The organism is Actinopolymorpha pittospori (assembly GCF_014873875.1).
GTDB classification, from domain to species: domain Bacteria; phylum Actinomycetota; class Actinomycetes; order Propionibacteriales; family Actinopolymorphaceae; genus Actinopolymorpha; species Actinopolymorpha pittospori.
Genome location: NZ_JADBEM010000001.1, coordinates 8,498,632 through 8,514,923, shown reverse-complemented (window position 1 = coordinate 8,514,923; position 16,292 = coordinate 8,498,632). Strand labels below are relative to the sequence as shown.

At 70.8% G+C, this 16,292-nt stretch carries 14 protein-coding genes; 11 read left to right on the top strand and 3 right to left on the bottom strand.

Annotated elements, in window-relative coordinates:
- Window positions 1-2: 2 nt before the first annotated feature.
- The gene (locus HEB94_RS39490) at window positions 3-407 is read right to left on the bottom strand and encodes a BlaI/MecI/CopY family transcriptional regulator (protein ID WP_202896793.1); all 405 of its coding nucleotides are present in this window, start codon (window positions 405-407) and stop codon (window positions 3-5) included.
- A gap of 144 nt (window positions 408-551) precedes the next feature.
- Between HEB94_RS39490 and HEB94_RS39485 the strand changes: the two genes are divergently transcribed.
- From HEB94_RS39485 to HEB94_RS39460, 6 genes are all read left to right on the top strand, one after another.
- Window positions 552-1,652, top strand: a complete 1,101-nt coding sequence (locus HEB94_RS39485) for an acyltransferase family protein (RefSeq protein ID WP_192754566.1) — start codon at window positions 552-554, stop codon at window positions 1,650-1,652.
- 150 nt (window positions 1,653-1,802) lie between these two features.
- Complete coding sequence (locus HEB94_RS39480; protein ID WP_192754565.1) at window positions 1,803-3,266, top strand: cytochrome ubiquinol oxidase subunit I; 1,464 nt, start codon at window positions 1,803-1,805, stop codon at window positions 3,264-3,266.
- A gap of 15 nt (window positions 3,267-3,281) precedes the next feature.
- Window positions 3,282-4,241: a cytochrome d ubiquinol oxidase subunit II gene (cydB, locus tag HEB94_RS39475; protein ID WP_192754564.1), complete on the top strand. Its 960-nt coding sequence runs from the start codon at window positions 3,282-3,284 to the stop codon at window positions 4,239-4,241.
- The gene (gene cydD, locus HEB94_RS39470) at window positions 4,238-6,028 is read left to right on the top strand and encodes a thiol reductant ABC exporter subunit CydD (RefSeq protein ID WP_192754563.1); all 1,791 of its coding nucleotides are present in this window, start codon (window positions 4,238-4,240) and stop codon (window positions 6,026-6,028) included. The genes cydB and cydD overlap by 4 nt, the downstream gene beginning before the upstream one ends.
- On the top strand, window positions 6,025-7,761 hold the full coding sequence (gene cydC / locus HEB94_RS39465; RefSeq protein ID WP_192754562.1) for a thiol reductant ABC exporter subunit CydC: 1,737 nt from the start codon (window positions 6,025-6,027) through the stop codon (window positions 7,759-7,761). The genes cydD and cydC overlap by 4 nt, the downstream gene beginning before the upstream one ends.
- Before the next feature lie 178 nt (window positions 7,762-7,939).
- On the top strand, window positions 7,940-8,905 hold the full coding sequence (locus tag HEB94_RS39460; RefSeq protein WP_192754561.1) for an LLM class F420-dependent oxidoreductase: 966 nt from the start codon (window positions 7,940-7,942) through the stop codon (window positions 8,903-8,905).
- Window positions 8,906-9,012: 107 nt separating this feature from the next.
- Here HEB94_RS39460 and HEB94_RS39455 read toward each other — a convergent pair whose 3' ends face one another.
- Window positions 9,013-9,849: an isocitrate lyase/PEP mutase family protein gene (locus HEB94_RS39455; protein ID WP_192754560.1), complete on the bottom strand. Its 837-nt coding sequence runs from the start codon at window positions 9,847-9,849 to the stop codon at window positions 9,013-9,015.
- A gap of 122 nt (window positions 9,850-9,971) precedes the next feature.
- Here HEB94_RS39455 and HEB94_RS39450 point away from each other — a divergent pair, with 122 nt between their 5' ends.
- The 5 genes from HEB94_RS39450 (at window position 9,972) to HEB94_RS39430 (ending at window position 15,369) form a co-directional block, all read left to right on the top strand.
- Window positions 9,972-11,453, top strand: coding sequence for an AlkA N-terminal domain-containing protein (locus HEB94_RS39450; RefSeq protein ID WP_192754559.1), 1,482 nt, complete (start codon window positions 9,972-9,974; stop codon window positions 11,451-11,453).
- 73 nt (window positions 11,454-11,526) lie between these two features.
- Window positions 11,527-12,057: a methylated-DNA--[protein]-cysteine S-methyltransferase gene (locus HEB94_RS39445; protein ID WP_192754558.1), complete on the top strand. Its 531-nt coding sequence runs from the start codon at window positions 11,527-11,529 to the stop codon at window positions 12,055-12,057.
- Between the two features lie 148 nt (window positions 12,058-12,205).
- Complete coding sequence (locus HEB94_RS39440; RefSeq protein ID WP_192754557.1) at window positions 12,206-13,273, top strand: DUF3048 domain-containing protein; 1,068 nt, start codon at window positions 12,206-12,208, stop codon at window positions 13,271-13,273.
- Between the two features lie 101 nt (window positions 13,274-13,374).
- Complete coding sequence (locus HEB94_RS39435) at window positions 13,375-14,223, top strand: TrmB family transcriptional regulator (protein ID WP_192754556.1); 849 nt, start codon at window positions 13,375-13,377, stop codon at window positions 14,221-14,223.
- Between the two features lie 138 nt (window positions 14,224-14,361).
- A complete protein-coding gene (locus HEB94_RS39430) occupies window positions 14,362-15,369 on the top strand; it encodes an adenylosuccinate synthetase (RefSeq protein WP_192754555.1) in 1,008 nt (335 codons plus the stop codon).
- A gap of 60 nt (window positions 15,370-15,429) precedes the next feature.
- On the opposite strand, the gene HEB94_RS39425 is transcribed toward HEB94_RS39430, so the two are convergent.
- On the bottom strand, window positions 15,430-16,284 hold the full coding sequence (locus HEB94_RS39425) for an ABC transporter permease (protein ID WP_337918242.1): 855 nt from the start codon (window positions 16,282-16,284) through the stop codon (window positions 15,430-15,432).
- Window positions 16,285-16,292 lie beyond the last annotated feature (8 nt).

Genomic DNA, 16,292 nt, shown 5'->3' with positions numbered 1-16,292 from the left:
CGTCAGCTCCGCGGTGTGCGTCGGCGGCGTGGGGGATCGACGACCACGTCGAGTTCGGCGAGGGCCTCGCGGAGCGCGGCCGTCTCCTCCGGTGTCGCCTGGTCGACGAAGCGAACGAGTGCCGCGGCGCGGTTGGCGTCGTTGCCGGCCCCGTCGAGCGCCTCGCGCATGAGGTCGGCGACGAGCTGGTCCTTGCCCGCGGCCGCTTCGTAGCGGTAGGCACGGCCGTCGCGGACGCGTTGGACGACGCCCTTCTTCGCGAGTCGGTCGAGCACCGTCATCACCGTGGTGTAAGCCAGATCACGTTCCTGCGCGAGAGCTTCGTGCACCTCGCGCACCGTCACCGGCTCCGTCGATGACCAGACCCGTTCCATGACCTCGCGTTCGAGATTGCCCAGCCGTGCCATGGGGCCGATTCTACGACGACGTGTCGTACTCCCTCGCGTCGACCGTCGCGGGCCGTCCGGACCGGTCTCGACGACGGAGGTGATCTGGAGTCGCCGCCCACGGTGGCTTTGAGACAAACGGAGAGTGTCGGTATGGTCAGGTTGATGGCGACATCCACGGTTCAGCCCGATTCACGTACCGTCGAGCCAGCCTCACGTCCAGCTGACCCGTCGGCGGCCGCCTCTGTCTCCGGATCGTCGAAGGTTCGCGATCCCTTCTACGACAACGTGAAATACCTGGCGATCGTGCTGGTCGTCGCCGGACACGCGATCGAGGCACTCCGCGACGTACCCGCGGCGCGCACCTTCTACCTGTTCCTGTACATGTTCCACATGCCGGTCTTCATCATCGTGGCCGGTTACTTCTCCCGGCGTTTCCCGTCCTCGCCGGACAAGGTGCGCAAGCTGATCACCCAGCTGGTGGTGCCGTTCATCGTCTTCCAGTTGGTCTATGAGCTGCTGGCGAGATTCGTCGGCGGCAGCGACGTCAACCTCACCTTGCTCGACCCGTACTTCCTGGTGTGGTTCCTGCTGGCGTTGTGCGCCTGGCGGCTTTCGGCGCCGGTCTGGCTGCGGATCCGTTGGCCGCTCGCGGTCGCGGTCGCGATCTCGCTCGTTGCCGGCCTGCAGGATCTTCCGGGAGTTCTCGAGACCGGTCGGGTGCTCAGCCTGCTTCCGTTCTTCGTGCTCGGCATGCTGTGCAAGCCCGAGTACTTCGTCTACCTCCGACGCCGCGGGGTGCGCGTGCTCGCCGTCGTGGTGCTGGTCGGCGGCCTGGTCGTGGCCTCCTGGGCACAGAGCCGGATGAGCATGGAGTGGATCTTCTGGCGTCGTAGCAACGACTACCTCGGGGTCGACAACCTCACCGGTACGGCCATGCGGATGGGCATGCTGGTCTGCGCGACGATCCTGTCGGCGGCGTTCTTCGCGCTGGTGCCCTCGCGCCGGATGTGGTTCACCTCACTTGGGGCCGTGACGATGTACGTCTACCTCCTGCACGGCATCCCGGTGAAGCTCAGCACCTATCTCGGCTGGTACGACCACCCGGCCCTGCACAGCAACCTCGGCGTGGCGGCGGTGGCGCTCGCCGGTGTCGTGCTCGCGCTGCTTCTGTCGACCCCTCCGGTGCGAGCGGTCACCCACTGGGCGATCGAGCCCGGCATGAAGTGGGCCTTCCGGCCCCGGCGGCGCACCCCTGGTTCCTGACGCCGACCAACCGCCGCCCTCGCTCACCCAGCCTTTAATCACCCAGCCTTCCCTCACCCACCCCTCGCTCGCTGGGCCTTTGCCGGCTCGGTTCCGCGCTGTGACGTAAGTTACGACAACGCGTCGTACTACATTCGGTAGTATCTCGGCATGGGCGTAGTCGACCTGGCGCGGTGGCAGTTCGGGATCACCACCGTCTACCACTTTCTGTTCGTGCCGCTCTCGATCGGCCTCTCGGCGATCATCGCCGGGCTGCAGACGACGTGGTTGATCACCAAGGCGGAGCGCTATCTCGCCCTGACGAAGTTCTTCGGGAAGTTGTTCATCGTCAACTTCGCCATGGGCATCGTGACCGGACTCATCCAGGAGTTCCAGTTCGGTATGAACTGGAGCGCCTACTCACGCTTCGTCGGAGACGTCTTCGGCGTCCCACTGGCGATCGAGGGTCTGCTCGCGTTCTTCCTGGAGGCGACGTTCCTCGGCCTGTGGGTCTTCGGCTGGGACCGGCTTCCGAAGGGCGTGCACCTCGCCTGCATCTGGTTGGTCGCCATCGGAACGCAGATCTCGGCGTACGTCATCCTCATGGTCAACGCGTGGATGCAGCACCCGGTCGGGTATCGGCTCGACCCGGCCACGGGGCGGATCGAGTTGACCGACTTCGTCGCGCTGCTGACCAATCCGACCGCGGTCGAGGCCGGCCTGCACACCGCCGCGGCCTGCTTCCTCACCGGCGGGGCACTGGTCGCGGGGGTCGCGTTCTGGCACCTGGCGCGCCCGGGCGCACCCGCACACGTCCTGGCCGCGTTCCGTTCGGCCGCCAGGGTGGGTTGCTCGGTGGTCCTGGTGGCCGCGCTCGGTGTGGCGATCACGGGCGACTCGATGATGAAGCTGATGACGTCGCTGCAGCCCGTGAAGGTGGCCGCGGCCGAGGGACTCTTCCACACCGAGCAGCCGGCCGGGTTCTCCCTCCTGACGCTCGGGAACGTCGCCGGTGACCGGGAACTGTGGAGCTTCCGGGTGCCGGAGGTCCTGTCGTTCCTCGCGACCGGGAGCTTCTCCGGCAAGGTGGAGGGGATCAACCCGCTGCAGCAGCAGTACGCCGCGACCTACGGGCCTGGTGACTACGTACCGAACGTGCCGGTGACGTACTGGAGCTTCCGGCTGATGATCGGGTTCGGCATGCTCGCCGCCTTCCTGGCGCTGGTCGGCCTGCTCCTCCTGCGCCGACCAGGGTTGCTCGCGAACCGGTGGGTGCCAAGGGTCGCGCTCACCGTCCCCTTCCTTCCCCTGCTGGCGAACAGCTTCGGCTGGCTGTTCACCGAGGGCGGCCGTCAACCCTGGCTTGCGTTCGGCCTGTTCAAGACCGCCGACGGCGTGTCACCGGGCACCACCGCCTGGCAGGTCTGGTTCTCGCTGCTGGCCTTCACCGTGGTGTACGCCGTCCTCGCGGTGGTCGAGTTCGGCCTCCTGCGCCGGCTGGCGCGACACCTGCCCGGAGCGGCCGAGGGCGACCCTCCGGCCGGAGGTGACGACTCCGGCGGAGGGGACGCGAGGCGCGCCGGCGACGAGGCCGATCCCGACGAAGCCGACCGACCGATGACGTTCGCCTACTGAGCAGGAGTGCGACCGATGGATCTCGCCACCTTGTGGTTCGGGCTGATCGTGTTCTTCTGGTCGAGCTACTTCGTCCTGGAGGGCTTCGACTTCGGTGTCGGCGTGCTCGCCCGGGTGCTCGGGCGGACCGAGTCCGAGCGAGGAACCCTGCTGTCGACCATCGGGCCGTTCTGGGACGGCAACGAGGTGTGGCTCGTCGTGGCCGGGGGCGCGACGTTCGCGGCCTTCCCTGGGTGGTACGCCAGTCTGACCAGCGCGTACTACCTCCCGCTCGTGGTGATTCTCGTCGCGTTGATCCTGCGCGGCGTGGCACTTGAGTTCCGGGGCAAGCACGACGACCGGACCTGGCGGCGTCGCTGCGACCTCGGGATCGCGGTGGGTTCCGCCCTGCCACCACTGGCGTGGGGGATCGCACTGGCGGGCGCCGCGCACGGGCTGCCGTTGGACGCGCGGGGCGTCCTCGTCGGGGGCCTGGGCGAACTGCTACGGCCCTACGCGGTCCTCGGTGGGCTGGCACTTCTCGCGATGTGTCTCCTGCACGGCGCGGTTTTCCTGCGGCTGCGGACCACCGGCGCGCTACGGGACCGGGCCGGGCGGGCCGTGGTCGCGACGGCGATGCCGGCGATCGTTCTTGGTGGCGGCTTCCTCGCCTGGACCGGTGTGCGTGAAGGACCGGCCGAGTGGCTCGTCCTGATCGCGGGGGCCGGGCTCCTCGCGGGGGTGCTCGTCCGGCGGGACGGCTGGGCCTTCCTCGCGACGACCGTCGCGGTGGGGTTGACCGTGGTCGCGGTGTTCGCCTCCGCCTTCCCGGCGCTCATGCCCTCGACCCTCGGCCACGACCTGACGATCATGAACGCCGCCTCACCGGCGTACGGGATGCGCATCCTCACCTGGGCAGGCGCGCTGTTCGTTCCCGCGGTGCTCGCCTACCAGGGCTGGAGCTACTGGGTGTTCCGCAAGCGGGTGGTCGGATGAGCGGCCGGACCGGCCGGCGGAACCGGTCGTCGCGGCGCGGGGTCGCACCGCTTGATCCGCGCCTGTTGCGGTACGCCAGGGCGAGCGCGGTCTACGTCGGGCTGTCGACCGGCATCTCCGCCCTGACCGCGGGCCTGGTGATCGCGCAGGCGACGCTGCTGGCCGACGTGATCAGTCGCTCGTTCTCCGGCGGGGCGACAGGGCTGGCCGGGGTCTGGCACCTGTTGGTCGCGCTCGGGATCGTCGTCGTCGCGCGGGCGGCACTCGCCTGGGCGCAGGAGGTGGCCGCGCACCGCTCCTCGGCCGCCGTCAAGTCGACCTTGCGAGCGCGGCTGCTGGCGCGAGTGTTCGAGCTGGGGCCGTCCTGGCTGGTCGGTGAACGTCGTACCACCCTCACCACGTTGGTGACGTCGGGACTCGACGCGCTGGACGGATACTTCGCCCGTTACCTGCCGCAACTCATCCTCGCGGTGGTCGTCCCGGCGGCCGTCGTCACCTGGATGGTCGGTGCCGACCTGCTCTCGGCCCTCACCGTGGCGCTCACGCTGCCGTTGATCCCGGTCTTCATGGTGCTGGTCGGGCTCGCCACCCGGGCCAGGACGCGGCGCCGGTGGCGGGCACTGGCCGTCCTGGCACACCATTTCGCCGACGTCGTCGCCGGACTGCCCACGCTCAAGGTCTTCGGTCGGGCGAAAGCGCAGGCCCGGGCGCTGCGTGAGGTGTCCGACCAGCACCGGCGGGAATCCCTCGCGACGTTGCGGATCGCGTTCCTCTCCGCCCTCGTGCTGGAGCTCCTGGCCACCCTCTCGGTGGCGCTGGTGGCGGTCGGTGTCGGCCTCCGCCTGGTCGAGGGCAACCTCGACCTGCGGACCGCCGTGCTGGTGCTCGTCCTCGCGCCGGAGGCGTACCTACCGCTCCGGCTGGTCGGCACGCACTACCACGCCAGCGCGGACGGCCTCGCCGCGGCGGAGGAGGCGTTCCGGGTCCTGGACACCCCGGTGCACCCGTCCGGGCGACGGGTCGGTCCGGAGCCAGGCAGGACGACCTTGACGGTCGAGGACCTGGAGGTGGTGCGTGCGGGCCGGGAGGGGCCGGTGCTGTCCGGTGTGTCGTTCGAGGTTCGGCCCGGCGAGACCGTCGCCCTGGCCGGCCCGAGCGGAGCCGGCAAGTCGACCTTGCTCGCGGTCCTGCTCGGCTTCGTCGTACCAGCCTCGGGCCGGGTACTCCTCGGGAGCGGCGAGGTCGAGCGCGCCGGCTCCCTCGGTACGCGGGTCGAGCTGTCCGACATCGACATCGAGCGGTGGCGAACGGGGCTCGCGTGGGTGCCCCAACGTCCGTACCTGCTGGCCGGGACGGTCGCCCACAACGTCCGCCTCGGCGCACCGAACGCGACGGAGGTTCAGGTGCGCGAAGCCCTGGCGGCGGCCGGTGCGGACGACCTCGACCCCGCCCTGGTGGTGGGGGAGCGGGGCTCGGGACTGTCCGCCGGTCAGGTGCGACGGGTCGCTCTGGCCCGCGCCTTCGCCCGCGTCGCCGCGCGGACCCAGGCCGGCCAGGGCTGCCTGCTCCTCCTGGACGAGCCGACCGCGGGCCTGGATCCGGTCACCGAGGACCGGGTGGGCAGCCATCTCCGGCGGCTACGGGCCGCGGGCTGCGCTACCGTCCTCGTCACCCACCGGCCGGCCCTTCTCCCTCTGGCTGACCGGGTCGTGGAGGTCTCTCTGCGGAAGTGCCCGACCTCCCGACCCGGTCGGGTGCCCCTGGCGTTCGCGGGGGTACCCGCATGAGCGCCGGGAGCATCCACGCGACTCGCGGGCGCCCGATGGGCGGCTGGTGGCGCCTGGTGAAGCGGTGGCCGCGCCTGACCCTCGCGGCAGGCGCCGGCGTCGCTGCGGCCGCGAGCGGGGTCGCCCTGCTGGCGACGTCGGCCTGGCTGATCTCGCGGGCCGCCCAGCATCCGCCGGTGCTCGTGTTGATGGTGGCGATCGTGGCCGTCCGGGCGTTCGGACTCGGCCGCGGCGTGCTCCGCTACGCGGAGCGGCTGCTCGCCCACGACGCGGCGTACCGGTTGCTCGGCGACGTGCGAGCCCGCGCGTACGAGCGGATCGAACGGATCGCGCCCTCGGGCCTCGCGGCGTTCCGTTCCGGGGACCTGCTGACGCGGCTGGTCGGCGACGTCGACGCGGTGCTCGACGTCGTACTCCGGATCGCCCTCCCGGTGACCGCGGCGGGAGTGACCGGGGCCGCCACCGCCGCCCTGCTCGCGGTGATCCTGCCCGTCGCGGGTGCGGCGACCGCGGCCGCGGTGGGACTCTGCCTCCTCGGCGTTCCCTGGCTGGTCGCGCGCGCCGGACGCCGGGCCGAAGCCTCGGTCGCCCCCGAACGCGGCGTGCTCGCCGCCACCACGACCGAACTCCTCGACGCGGCGCCCGACCTGCTCGCCTATGGCGCGGCCGACGCCGCCCTGGCCCGGGTCGGGGAAAGCGACGCGCGACTACGGCGAGCCGAGCGCAGAGCCGCGTGGAGCACCGGGCTCGGAGCCGGCACGCTGGTCCTACTCGTCGGTGCCGCCAGTTGGGCCGGGCTCGCGTTCGGCGTGCCGGCGGTCGGGTCGGGTCGGCTCGACCCGGTGCTGCTCGCCGTCCTCGCGCTCGTTCCACTGGCACTCGCGGACGTGTTCGCGGGCCTGCCGGGTGCCGCCGCTACCGCGGGCCGGGTCCGGCCCGCACTGGCTCGGCTCGCGCAGATCCGCTCGGCGGTGGAACCGGTGCGGGAGCCCGCGGTCCCGGATCCGCTTCCGGCACCGCCGTACCACGTCCGGGTGGAGAGGCTGTCCGTACGCTGGTCGGACTCCGGACCGTGGGTGCTGAGGAACGTCAACCTGGACTTGCGGCCGGGCCGGCGGGTGGCCGTGGTCGGGCCGAGCGGCTGTGGGAAGAGCACGCTCGCGCAGGCACTCGTCCGTTTCGTGGAGCCGGCCGCCGGGCGGATCATGGTGAACGGGGTGGACGTGCGGCGCCTGCGCGCGGACGACGTCCGGTCGGTCGTGAGCCTGTGCGCGCAGGACGCGCACATCTTCGACACCACCATCGCCGAGAACGTCCGGCTCGCCCGTCCCGGCGCCGGCGATGAGGACGTACGGGACGCGTTACGAGGGGCGCGGCTGCTGGACTGGGTGGAGAGCTTCCCGGACGGGCTCGGGACCAGGGTGGGCGAGCACGGTGAACGCCTCTCCGGCGGAGAACGCCAACGTCTCGCACTGGCCCGCTGCCTGCTCGCGGACGCTCCAGTGGTGATCCTGGACGAACCCACAGAGCACCTCGAGGAGCCGGCGGCGACGGAGCTGACCCGTGACCTGCTGGCCGCCACCGCGGGACGGACCGTCGTTCTGATCACCCATCGCGAGGTGCCACGTGACCTGGTGGACGAGGTCCTCGTCCTCCCCGCCCCTCCCCGTGAGCGTGCCCGTGATGATGCCCACGGTCATGGCGGTGGTCATGACGCTGGTCGTGAGGGCTGACGGGCTGTGGGTGACCGTCCCTCTTCTGTTCGTGTCCGATGCCGGCCGCGCCCCGTCCGATTCCGGCCACGCGCACGCTGGCTGGTCACGGTCCGGACCCAGGACGTTTGCCGGCTGTCGGTAAGGTCCCAAATTGAGGTATCCGGTAAGCGGGTACGAAGAAGGGACGATGGTGCGCATGGCTGCGCGTTTTGGTGTGTTCGTACCACAGGGTTGGCGGATGGATCTCACCGAGATCGCCGACCCGGTCGAGCAGTACGAAGCGATGACCGCGGTTGCCAAGGCGGCGGACGCGGGACCGTGGGACTCGATCTGGGTCTTCGACCACTTCCACACGGTGCCTGAGCCCACCCAGAACACGACGTTCGAAGCCTGGACGATCACGGCGACGCTCGTCCGCGACACCCAGCGGATCAACGTCGGGCAGATGGTCGGCTGCAACGGCTACCGCCACCCGTCGCTGTACGCGAAGATCGCCTCCACGGTCGACGTCGCGAGCAACGGCCGGCTCTACGCCGGATTCGGCGCCGGCTGGTACGAGCACGAGTGGAAGGCCTACGGCTACGAGTGGCCGGAGCTGCGGGACCGGATGGGTGCGTTCCGCGAGGCCACCGAGATCATCTACAAGATGTGGACCGAGGACGAGCCCGTCTTCAACGGCAAGTACTACTCGATCGACAAGCCGATCAACGAGCCGAAGGGTGTCCGCAAGCCGCACCCGTCGTTCTGGATCGGTGGCGGTGGCGAGAAGGTCACGCTGAAGCTCGTCGCGCAGTTCGGTGACGCCGCGAACATCGGTGGGGGCGACCCCGAGGCCTTCCGACACAAGGCCAACATCCTTCGGGAGCACTGCGAGAAGCTGGGCCGCGACTACAACTCGATCATCAAGTCGACCAGCATCAACGTCTTCCCGATCGCGAAGGGCGAGGACCCGGAGAAGGCCACCGTCAAGGCGCGTGGACGTACGAGCTACGAGCAGTTCGCGAAGTCCGCGCTGATCGGTACGTCGGACGAGATCGCCGACAAGGTGCAGTCGCTGGTCGAGGCCGGCTCCGACTACCTCATCACCTACATCCCGGGTGTGGCCTACGACCACGAGCCGTTGCACCGGTTCGCCGAAGAGGTCATCCCGCGGTTCAGCTGAACGCGGTAGCACGGCAGCGGGCCCTCGTGTCCTGAAGGTCCGCGGGCGAGGGGTCTCCCGTACGAGCATTCGTGCGGGAGGCCCCTCGCCGCGTTTCCCGCACCGGGTCAGGGACGCGAGCGCAACAGCGTGTTGACGTCGGCGTAGTCCAGCGCGTCGGTCAGAGCGGTGTAGCTGCCGGTCGCGAGGAGTTCCTTCGTACTCCGTCGTACGACGGCGTAAGCGGCCTCCGCGATCGAGGAGCCGAGGCTGATCCGGGCGACGCCGAGGCGGGCGAGTTCTGCAGTGGTGGGTGCGCCCGGACCGGCCAGGACGTTCACCGGTGCGTCGATCCCGGCGACGAGGGCGGACACGAGTTCTGGATCGGTGACGCCCGGGACGAAGATGCCGTCCGCTCCGGCGGCCACGTAGGCGCCCGCACGCGACAGCGTCTCCTCCAGCCGCAGGGCCGGGTCGCCGACGGCCCCCACATAGGTGTCGACGCGGGCGTTGACGAACAGCGGCACGCCCTCGGCGTCGGCCACCGCCCGGGCCGCCGCGATCCGCTCGACCTGCGCCTCCACCGGCCGCAGCGGCAGGCCCGAACCGTGGTGAGCGTCCTCGAGGTTGACCCCGGCCGCGCCCGCCGCGATGACACCTCGGATCGTCTCGGCCACACCCGACGGCTCCTCCGCGTACCCGCCCTCGACATCGGCGGTGACCGGTACGTCGACCGCGGCGACCACGCGAGTGATCAGGTCGAGCGCGCGATCCCGGCCCAGGTGCTCACCGTCCGCCACGCCGTGGCTCCAGGAGACGCCGGCGCTGGTGGTCGCCACGGCGGCCGCGCCGGCCTGCGCGACGAGCCGCGCGCTCGCGACGTCCCACGCGTTCGGCAGCAGGAGCGGGAGGCCGGCGCGGCGGTGCAGGGATCGGAAGTACTGAGCGGTCTCGATCTGTGTCATGACGTGCAGTCAACCAACGGTTGCCGGGGCTGGGCTGGCAGGAAAACGACCTGGTGGTCGCGCCCGACCATGACGTCGGATTCCCGCCAATCAACGCGCTGACCGCCGACTATGTTGGCGGAGTGCACACTGACTTCGACCGCTGCGTGCGGGCCGTGCAGTCCAAGGACGCCCGCTTCGACGGCTGGTTCTTCACCGCGGTGCTCACCACCGGCATCTACTGCCGGCCGAGCTGCCCGGTGGTGCCGCCGAAGGTCGCCAACATGCGCTTCTACCCGACGGCGGCGGCCGCGCAGCACAACGGCTTCCGGGCCTGCAAGCGCTGCCGTCCCGACGCGAGCCCGGGCTCCCCGGCGTGGAACACCCGCGCCGACCTCGTCGCGCGGGCGATGCGGCTGATCGCCGACGGCGTGGTCGACCGGGACGGCGTTCCGGGTCTCGCGACCCGACTCGGCTACAGCACCCGGCAGGTCGAACGGCAGCTCCTCGCCGAACTCGGCACCGGACCCCTCGCGCTCGCCCGCGCGCAGCGCGCACAGACGGCACGGCTGCTGATCGAGACGAGCACGCTGCCCATGAGCGACGTCGCGTTCGCGGCCGGGTTCGCGAGCGTCCGGACGTTCAACGACACCGTCCGCGAGGTGTTCGGGCTCACCCCGACCGAACTCCGACGGCGATCCGCGAACGGACGCTCGGGCGCGACGCCCGGCCAGCTCTCGCTGCGCCTTCCGTTCCGCACGCCGCTGTGCCCGGACAACCTGTTCGGCCACCTCGCGGCGACCGGCGTCCCCGGCGTGGAGGAGTGGCGGGACGGAGCGTTCCGCCGGACGCTGCGGCTCCCGCATGGCCACGGCGTCGTCTCCCTGCGGCCAGAGCCCGACCACATCGGATGCCAGCTTCGGCTGACCGACCTGCGGGACCTGTCGCACGCGATCACGAGATGTCGGTGGATGCTCGACCTCGACGCCGATCCGGTGGCGGTCGACGAGGTGCTGCGCGCGGATCCGGTCCTCGCGCCGTACGTCGACAAGAGCCCGGGTCGGCGGGTTCCGCGTGCGGTCGACGGCGCGGAGATGGCCGTGCGGGCCGTCCTCGGCCAGCAGGTCTCGACCGCGGCGGCGCGGACGCACGCGGGCCGGTTGGTGACGGCGTACGGCGAACCGATCGAGGATCCGGGCGGTGGGCTCACGCACCTCTTCCCCGACCTCGAGGCGCTCGCGTCGCTCGATCCAGCCTCGCTCGCGGTCCCGGGCAGCCGGCGTACGACGCTCACGACTCTGGTCGCCGCCCTCGCCGCGGGGGAGATCGACCTGTCCGTCGGGGGCGACTGGCATCGGGCGCGGGCACAGCTGGCCGCGCTGCCCGGGTTCGGACCCTGGACCATCGAGACGATCACGATGCGCGCGCTCGGGGATCCGGACGCCTTCCTGCCCGGTGACCTGGGGGTTCGGATCGCGGCCCGCGAACTCGGCCTGCCCACCACCCCCGCCGGCCTCACCCAGCACGCGAGCGCCTGGCAGCCCTGGCGTTCCTACGCCGTGCAGTACCTCTGGGCCACCGGCGACCATCCGATCAACCGGCTGCCGAGCGCCGCCGTGGCCTGACCCGCGGGGCGGCCCTGGTCCAGTCAGCCACCGTCTCGTCACCATCACCAACCCTGGTAGGAGAAACGCCCTCATGAGCACCACCCGGGCGGCCACCCGCGCCACGACCGGACACCGCACGCACACCGTCGTGGACAGCCCGGTCGGTCCGCTCACCCTCGTCGCGACCGACGGCGTCCTTGCCGGGCTCTACATGCAGGACCAGCGGCACCGGCCGCCGCAGGAGACCTTCGGGGAGCCCGACCCCGACACCGAGCCGTTCGGTGAGGTCGCCGCGCAACTGGAGGCCTACTTCGACGGTCGGCTCCAGACGTTCGACCTGCCCCTCGCACCGGCCGGTACGGCGTTCCAGGAACGCGTGTGGGCGCAACTGCGCGCGATTCCGTACGGCGAGACCCGAAGCTACGGGCAACTCGCCGACGGGCTCGGTGCGCCGCGCGCCTCCCGCGCGGTCGGGCTGGCGAACGGTCGCAACCCGATCGGGATCATCATCCCGTGCCATCGGGTGGTGGGGGCCGGCGGCGGCCTCACCGGATATGGCGGCGGCCTGCCGAGGAAGCGGTTCCTGCTGGATCTGGAACAAGGGGTGCGGCGCCTCGGCTAAGGGGCGGCGGACTGGGTTGTCGAGTGGGTGGGAACGAGAAAGGGCAGGCGGCGAGGTTCGACTCCGATGGACACCCTTTACTCTGTTGGCTTCGTTGTCGGATCCGTCCAACTTCGAAGCGTCCCACCCCCAATCGAGAGTCAGTTCTATGTCGGCTCATTACAAAAACAGACCCTTCGCGGCTTTTGCCGCGGTCGCCGCGATCAGCCTCCTCGCGGCCGCCGGATGCGGTGATCTGGGCCCGCACGACGACCAGGCCGCACCGGGCGCCTCACCGACCGCCACGACCTCGAGCACGCCCTCGCCGACCGCGAGTCCGAGTAAGCCCGGCCCGCGGACCCAGCCCGCGAGCCTCCCGGCCACGATCCAGCCGCTGAGCGGCCTGCCAGGGACGGCCCGCAAGCCGGTGCTCGCCGTGAAGATCGACAACGTGGCGGCCGCCCGCCCGCAGACGGGTCTTTCCAAGGCCGACCTCATCTACATCGAGCCTGTCGAAGCTGGTCTCGCCCGGGGCATGGCGGTGTTCTCGTCCCGGCTGCCGTCCACAGTGGGGCCGATCCGCAGCGCCCGCGAATCCGATCTGGAGTTGTTGCGCCAGTTCGGGACGCCGGCGTTCGCCTACTCGGGCGCCAACAGCAAGGTGCTGCCGCTGATCGCGAAGGCGCCGGTCACGGACCTCTCGCCGGCGCACGCGGGCTCGCCGTACTTCCGCGGAACCGCGAAGCCCGCTCCGCACAACCTCTACGCCAGGCCGGCCGACCTGCTCGCGCGGGCGCCGAAGGCCAGCAAGGCGCACGACATCGGCTTCCGCTTCGGTGCCGCGCCCGCAGGTGGTCGTGCCGACACGAGCGAGACGGTGCGCTACTCCGCGTTCAAGGTGGGCTTCACCTGGTCGGCGAGTGCGGGGCGCTGGTCCGTCGCCATGGACGGCAAGCCCTTCGGCGCCGCCGACGGCACGCCGGCCCGCCCGTCGACGGTCGTCGTGCAGTACGTCGACATCAGCCCGTCCAGGTTCGGCGACAAGTGGGGGAACAAGTCGCCCTACACGAAGTCGGTCGGATCGGGCCGGGCGCTGGTGCTCCGCGACGGCCGGTCCTACGACGCCCGGTGGTCACGGCCCAGCGCCACCAGTGGGACGTCGTTCACCACCGCGGCGGGTCAGCCGATGACCTTCGCGCCGGGCCAGGTCTGGGTGGTGTTCGCTCCGCGGAGCTGACGTCGGGGTGGCCTCGCTCCGGGCGGGACCATCGCGGGACTCGACAACACAGGGCGGGAGTAGTTGCGAACGCTACTACTCCTGCCCTAGGGTTCCTGCATGTGATCGACGAACTCGTGCGAGTGGGGTTCTCCTCCCAGGAGGCCCGCGTCTACGTCGCCCTGCTGCGCCAGCCCTCGGCGACCGGTTACGAGCTCGCCAAGGTGGCGGGCCTGCAACGCGCGAACGTCTACCAGGTGCTCGCGACCCTCGTCGAGCGCGACATCGCCGAGCAGGTCACCGACACGCCCGCACGCTTCCTGGCGAAGCCGCCGGCGCACGTGCTGGGCCGGATCAAGCAGGACACCGCGCAGCGCTGCGACTCGCTGATCGTCGACCTCGCCGCCCTGGCACGACCGGCCGAGCCCACGGCGTTCTGGAGTCTGCGGGGGCGGGAGTCCGTGCTCGAACGCGCCGGTGCCCTGGTCTCCGACGCGCGCGAACGCGTCGCCATCTGCCTGTGGGCCGACGACCTGGACTGGCTGGGTACGCCGCTGCGCGCGGCCGCCCGGTCCGGGTGCCAGGTCGTCGTCAACGTCTTCGGCGACGTACCTGTCGACTTCGGCGAGGTCTATCGCCACGAGGCACCCGCCAAGACCGTCGGCGGGCACCTCCTCACGCTCGCGGTCGACTCGACGACCGCGCTGATCGCGTCGCTGGACGAACCGGCGGCCGCGGTCTACACCGAACACCCGGCCCTCCTGCGGGTGGTCGAGAAGCTCATCCGGGACGAGGCCTACCTCGCCGCGATCTACGAGCGGTTGCGTCCCGAACTCGAGGACGCGTTCGGCCTGCATCTCGTCGAACTGCGGTCGAAGCTGCTGCCGGCCGAGCAGGCCAGCGCGCTCATGTCGGTCGTGGGGTTCGGCGCCGACGCCGCCACGGTCGAGGAACTCAATCCCTTCGAGTAGCCCAGCACGAGTAGCTCTGCGCTGAGTCTTTCAGCACGGAGTCTCAACAGAGGTCTTCCGCACGCGCGTCGAACGACGCGAAACCCCCATCACACAAGGCCGGTCACGCGATCGGCCGGAGCGCAAGGGAGTGTTGTCATGGGTGCGGTCATCATCGTCGACGCCCTGTGGGGCGATTCGGGCAAGGGCAAGGTCTGTGCCCACCTCGCGGTCCGCGACAAGGCGCCGTTGGCGGTCCGCGCCGGCGTCGGGACGAACGCCGGCGCCAGCGTGACGCTGGACGACGGAACGCTCGTCCGGGCACGTCAGCTGCCGACCGGCTGGATCAACCCGGAAACCACGGTCGCGGTGGGGTCCGGCGTCCTCGTCGACCCGGAGGTGTTCGCGGCCGAGGTGGACCGCTTCGGCCTCGCCGGCCGGGCCCTCGTGGACGGACGCTGCGCACTGATCGCGCCCGAGCACGTGGAGGCCGAGCGCGCCGACGCACACCTCGCCGCGACGGTCGGCTCGACCTGCACCGGAAACGGCGCCGCCCGCGCCGACTTCGTGCTGCGGCGGGCTCGCCAGGCCCGTGACGAACCAGACCTCGCGCCGTACGTCACCGACGTCGCGCGGCGGGTGAACGACGTGGCGCGCGACGACCTCGTTCTCGTCGAGGGTTCGCAGGGGACCCTGCTGTCGTTGGCGTTCAGTGACGAGTATCCCTACACCACGTCGGACAACTGCACGGCCGCGGCGGCGATGGACGACGTCGGCCTCAACTGGCGTCTGGTCCAGGACGTCCTCATGGTGGTGAAGGCGCTGCCGACGCGCGTCGGTGCGGGCCCGTTGCCCTACGAACTGAGCGAGGCGGAGGTGCTGCGTCGCGGCATCGCGGAGTACGGCGTGGTGACCGGACGGCCTCGGCGCAAGGCGGGCCGCCTGGATCGGGAGTTGTTGGCGTACGCGGCGATGCTCAACGGCCCGACCCAGATCGCACTGACCTTCTGCGACCACGTGGATCCGGCCATGCGAGGGGCGAGCGACCCCGCCGCCATCACCGCGCCGGTGCGAGAACTGATCGCCCAGGTCGAGCAGGACACCGGCGCGCCGGTCGTCCTGCTCGACACGGGTCCGCGGCTGCGGGACATGATCGACCTACGCTGACAGGCCGACCGGCGACGGGACGCCGGCCCGACGTTCGGCGGTGGGGACGAACGCCCCGCCTCAGCTGGTGACGTCGCGGCCGGCGAACCTCGCCCAGGCGGCCGCCAGGAAGACCAGGATGTAGCCCGTGCCGAGCCACAGGCCCGGTGTGATCGACTCGAAGCTGATGGGGGAGCGCAGCAGGTCGCCGAACGCCAGCCAGTAGTGGCTGAGCAGGTACGGGTGCAGCCAGTCGAGTTGCGGGATGTTGTTCAGGATCTGACTCGTGATGGCCACGATCATGGTGGCGATGGTGGCGCCGATCGGTTGCTCGGTGAGCGTCGACACGAACAACCCGACCGCGCCGAGCGTGGCCAGGCAGAACGCGATGTAGCAGCAGACCAGCAGCAGTCGCCAGAGCCCGGCGCCGAACCCGACCTCGACCCCCGAGAGCAGGAGAAGCGGACCACCGCCGAACAACGCGAGTCCGGCCACCGCTCCGACCACCGCCACCAGCAGGGTCGAGGCGAGCGCGAACACCACGATGCCGGCGTACTTCACCGCCAGCAGGCGGGAACGACGTACCGGCACCGTGAGCAGCGCGCGCAGCGTTCCCTGGTTGGCCTCCCCGGCGATCGCGTCACCCGAGATGGCCGACACGGCCAGCGGAAGGAACAACGGAAGCTCGACGGTGAGGGCGGCCAGGGCGACGAAGAGCCCGTTGGAGGTGATACCGCTGAAGAAGTTCGGACCGCCGCCGCTTCCGCTGTCGGTGACCTTCGAGGCCACGGCGATGATGAGGGGTACGGCGGCCAGGACGGCGAGGCCGGCCCAGTTGCGACGGCGACCGAAGAGCAGCAGGAGTTCGGAGCCGAAGAACCGCGGGCTGACCGGTCGTCTCGGCGTGGAGGTCGGGCGCGGGCGTGTCCCGCTCACGGGCCCGG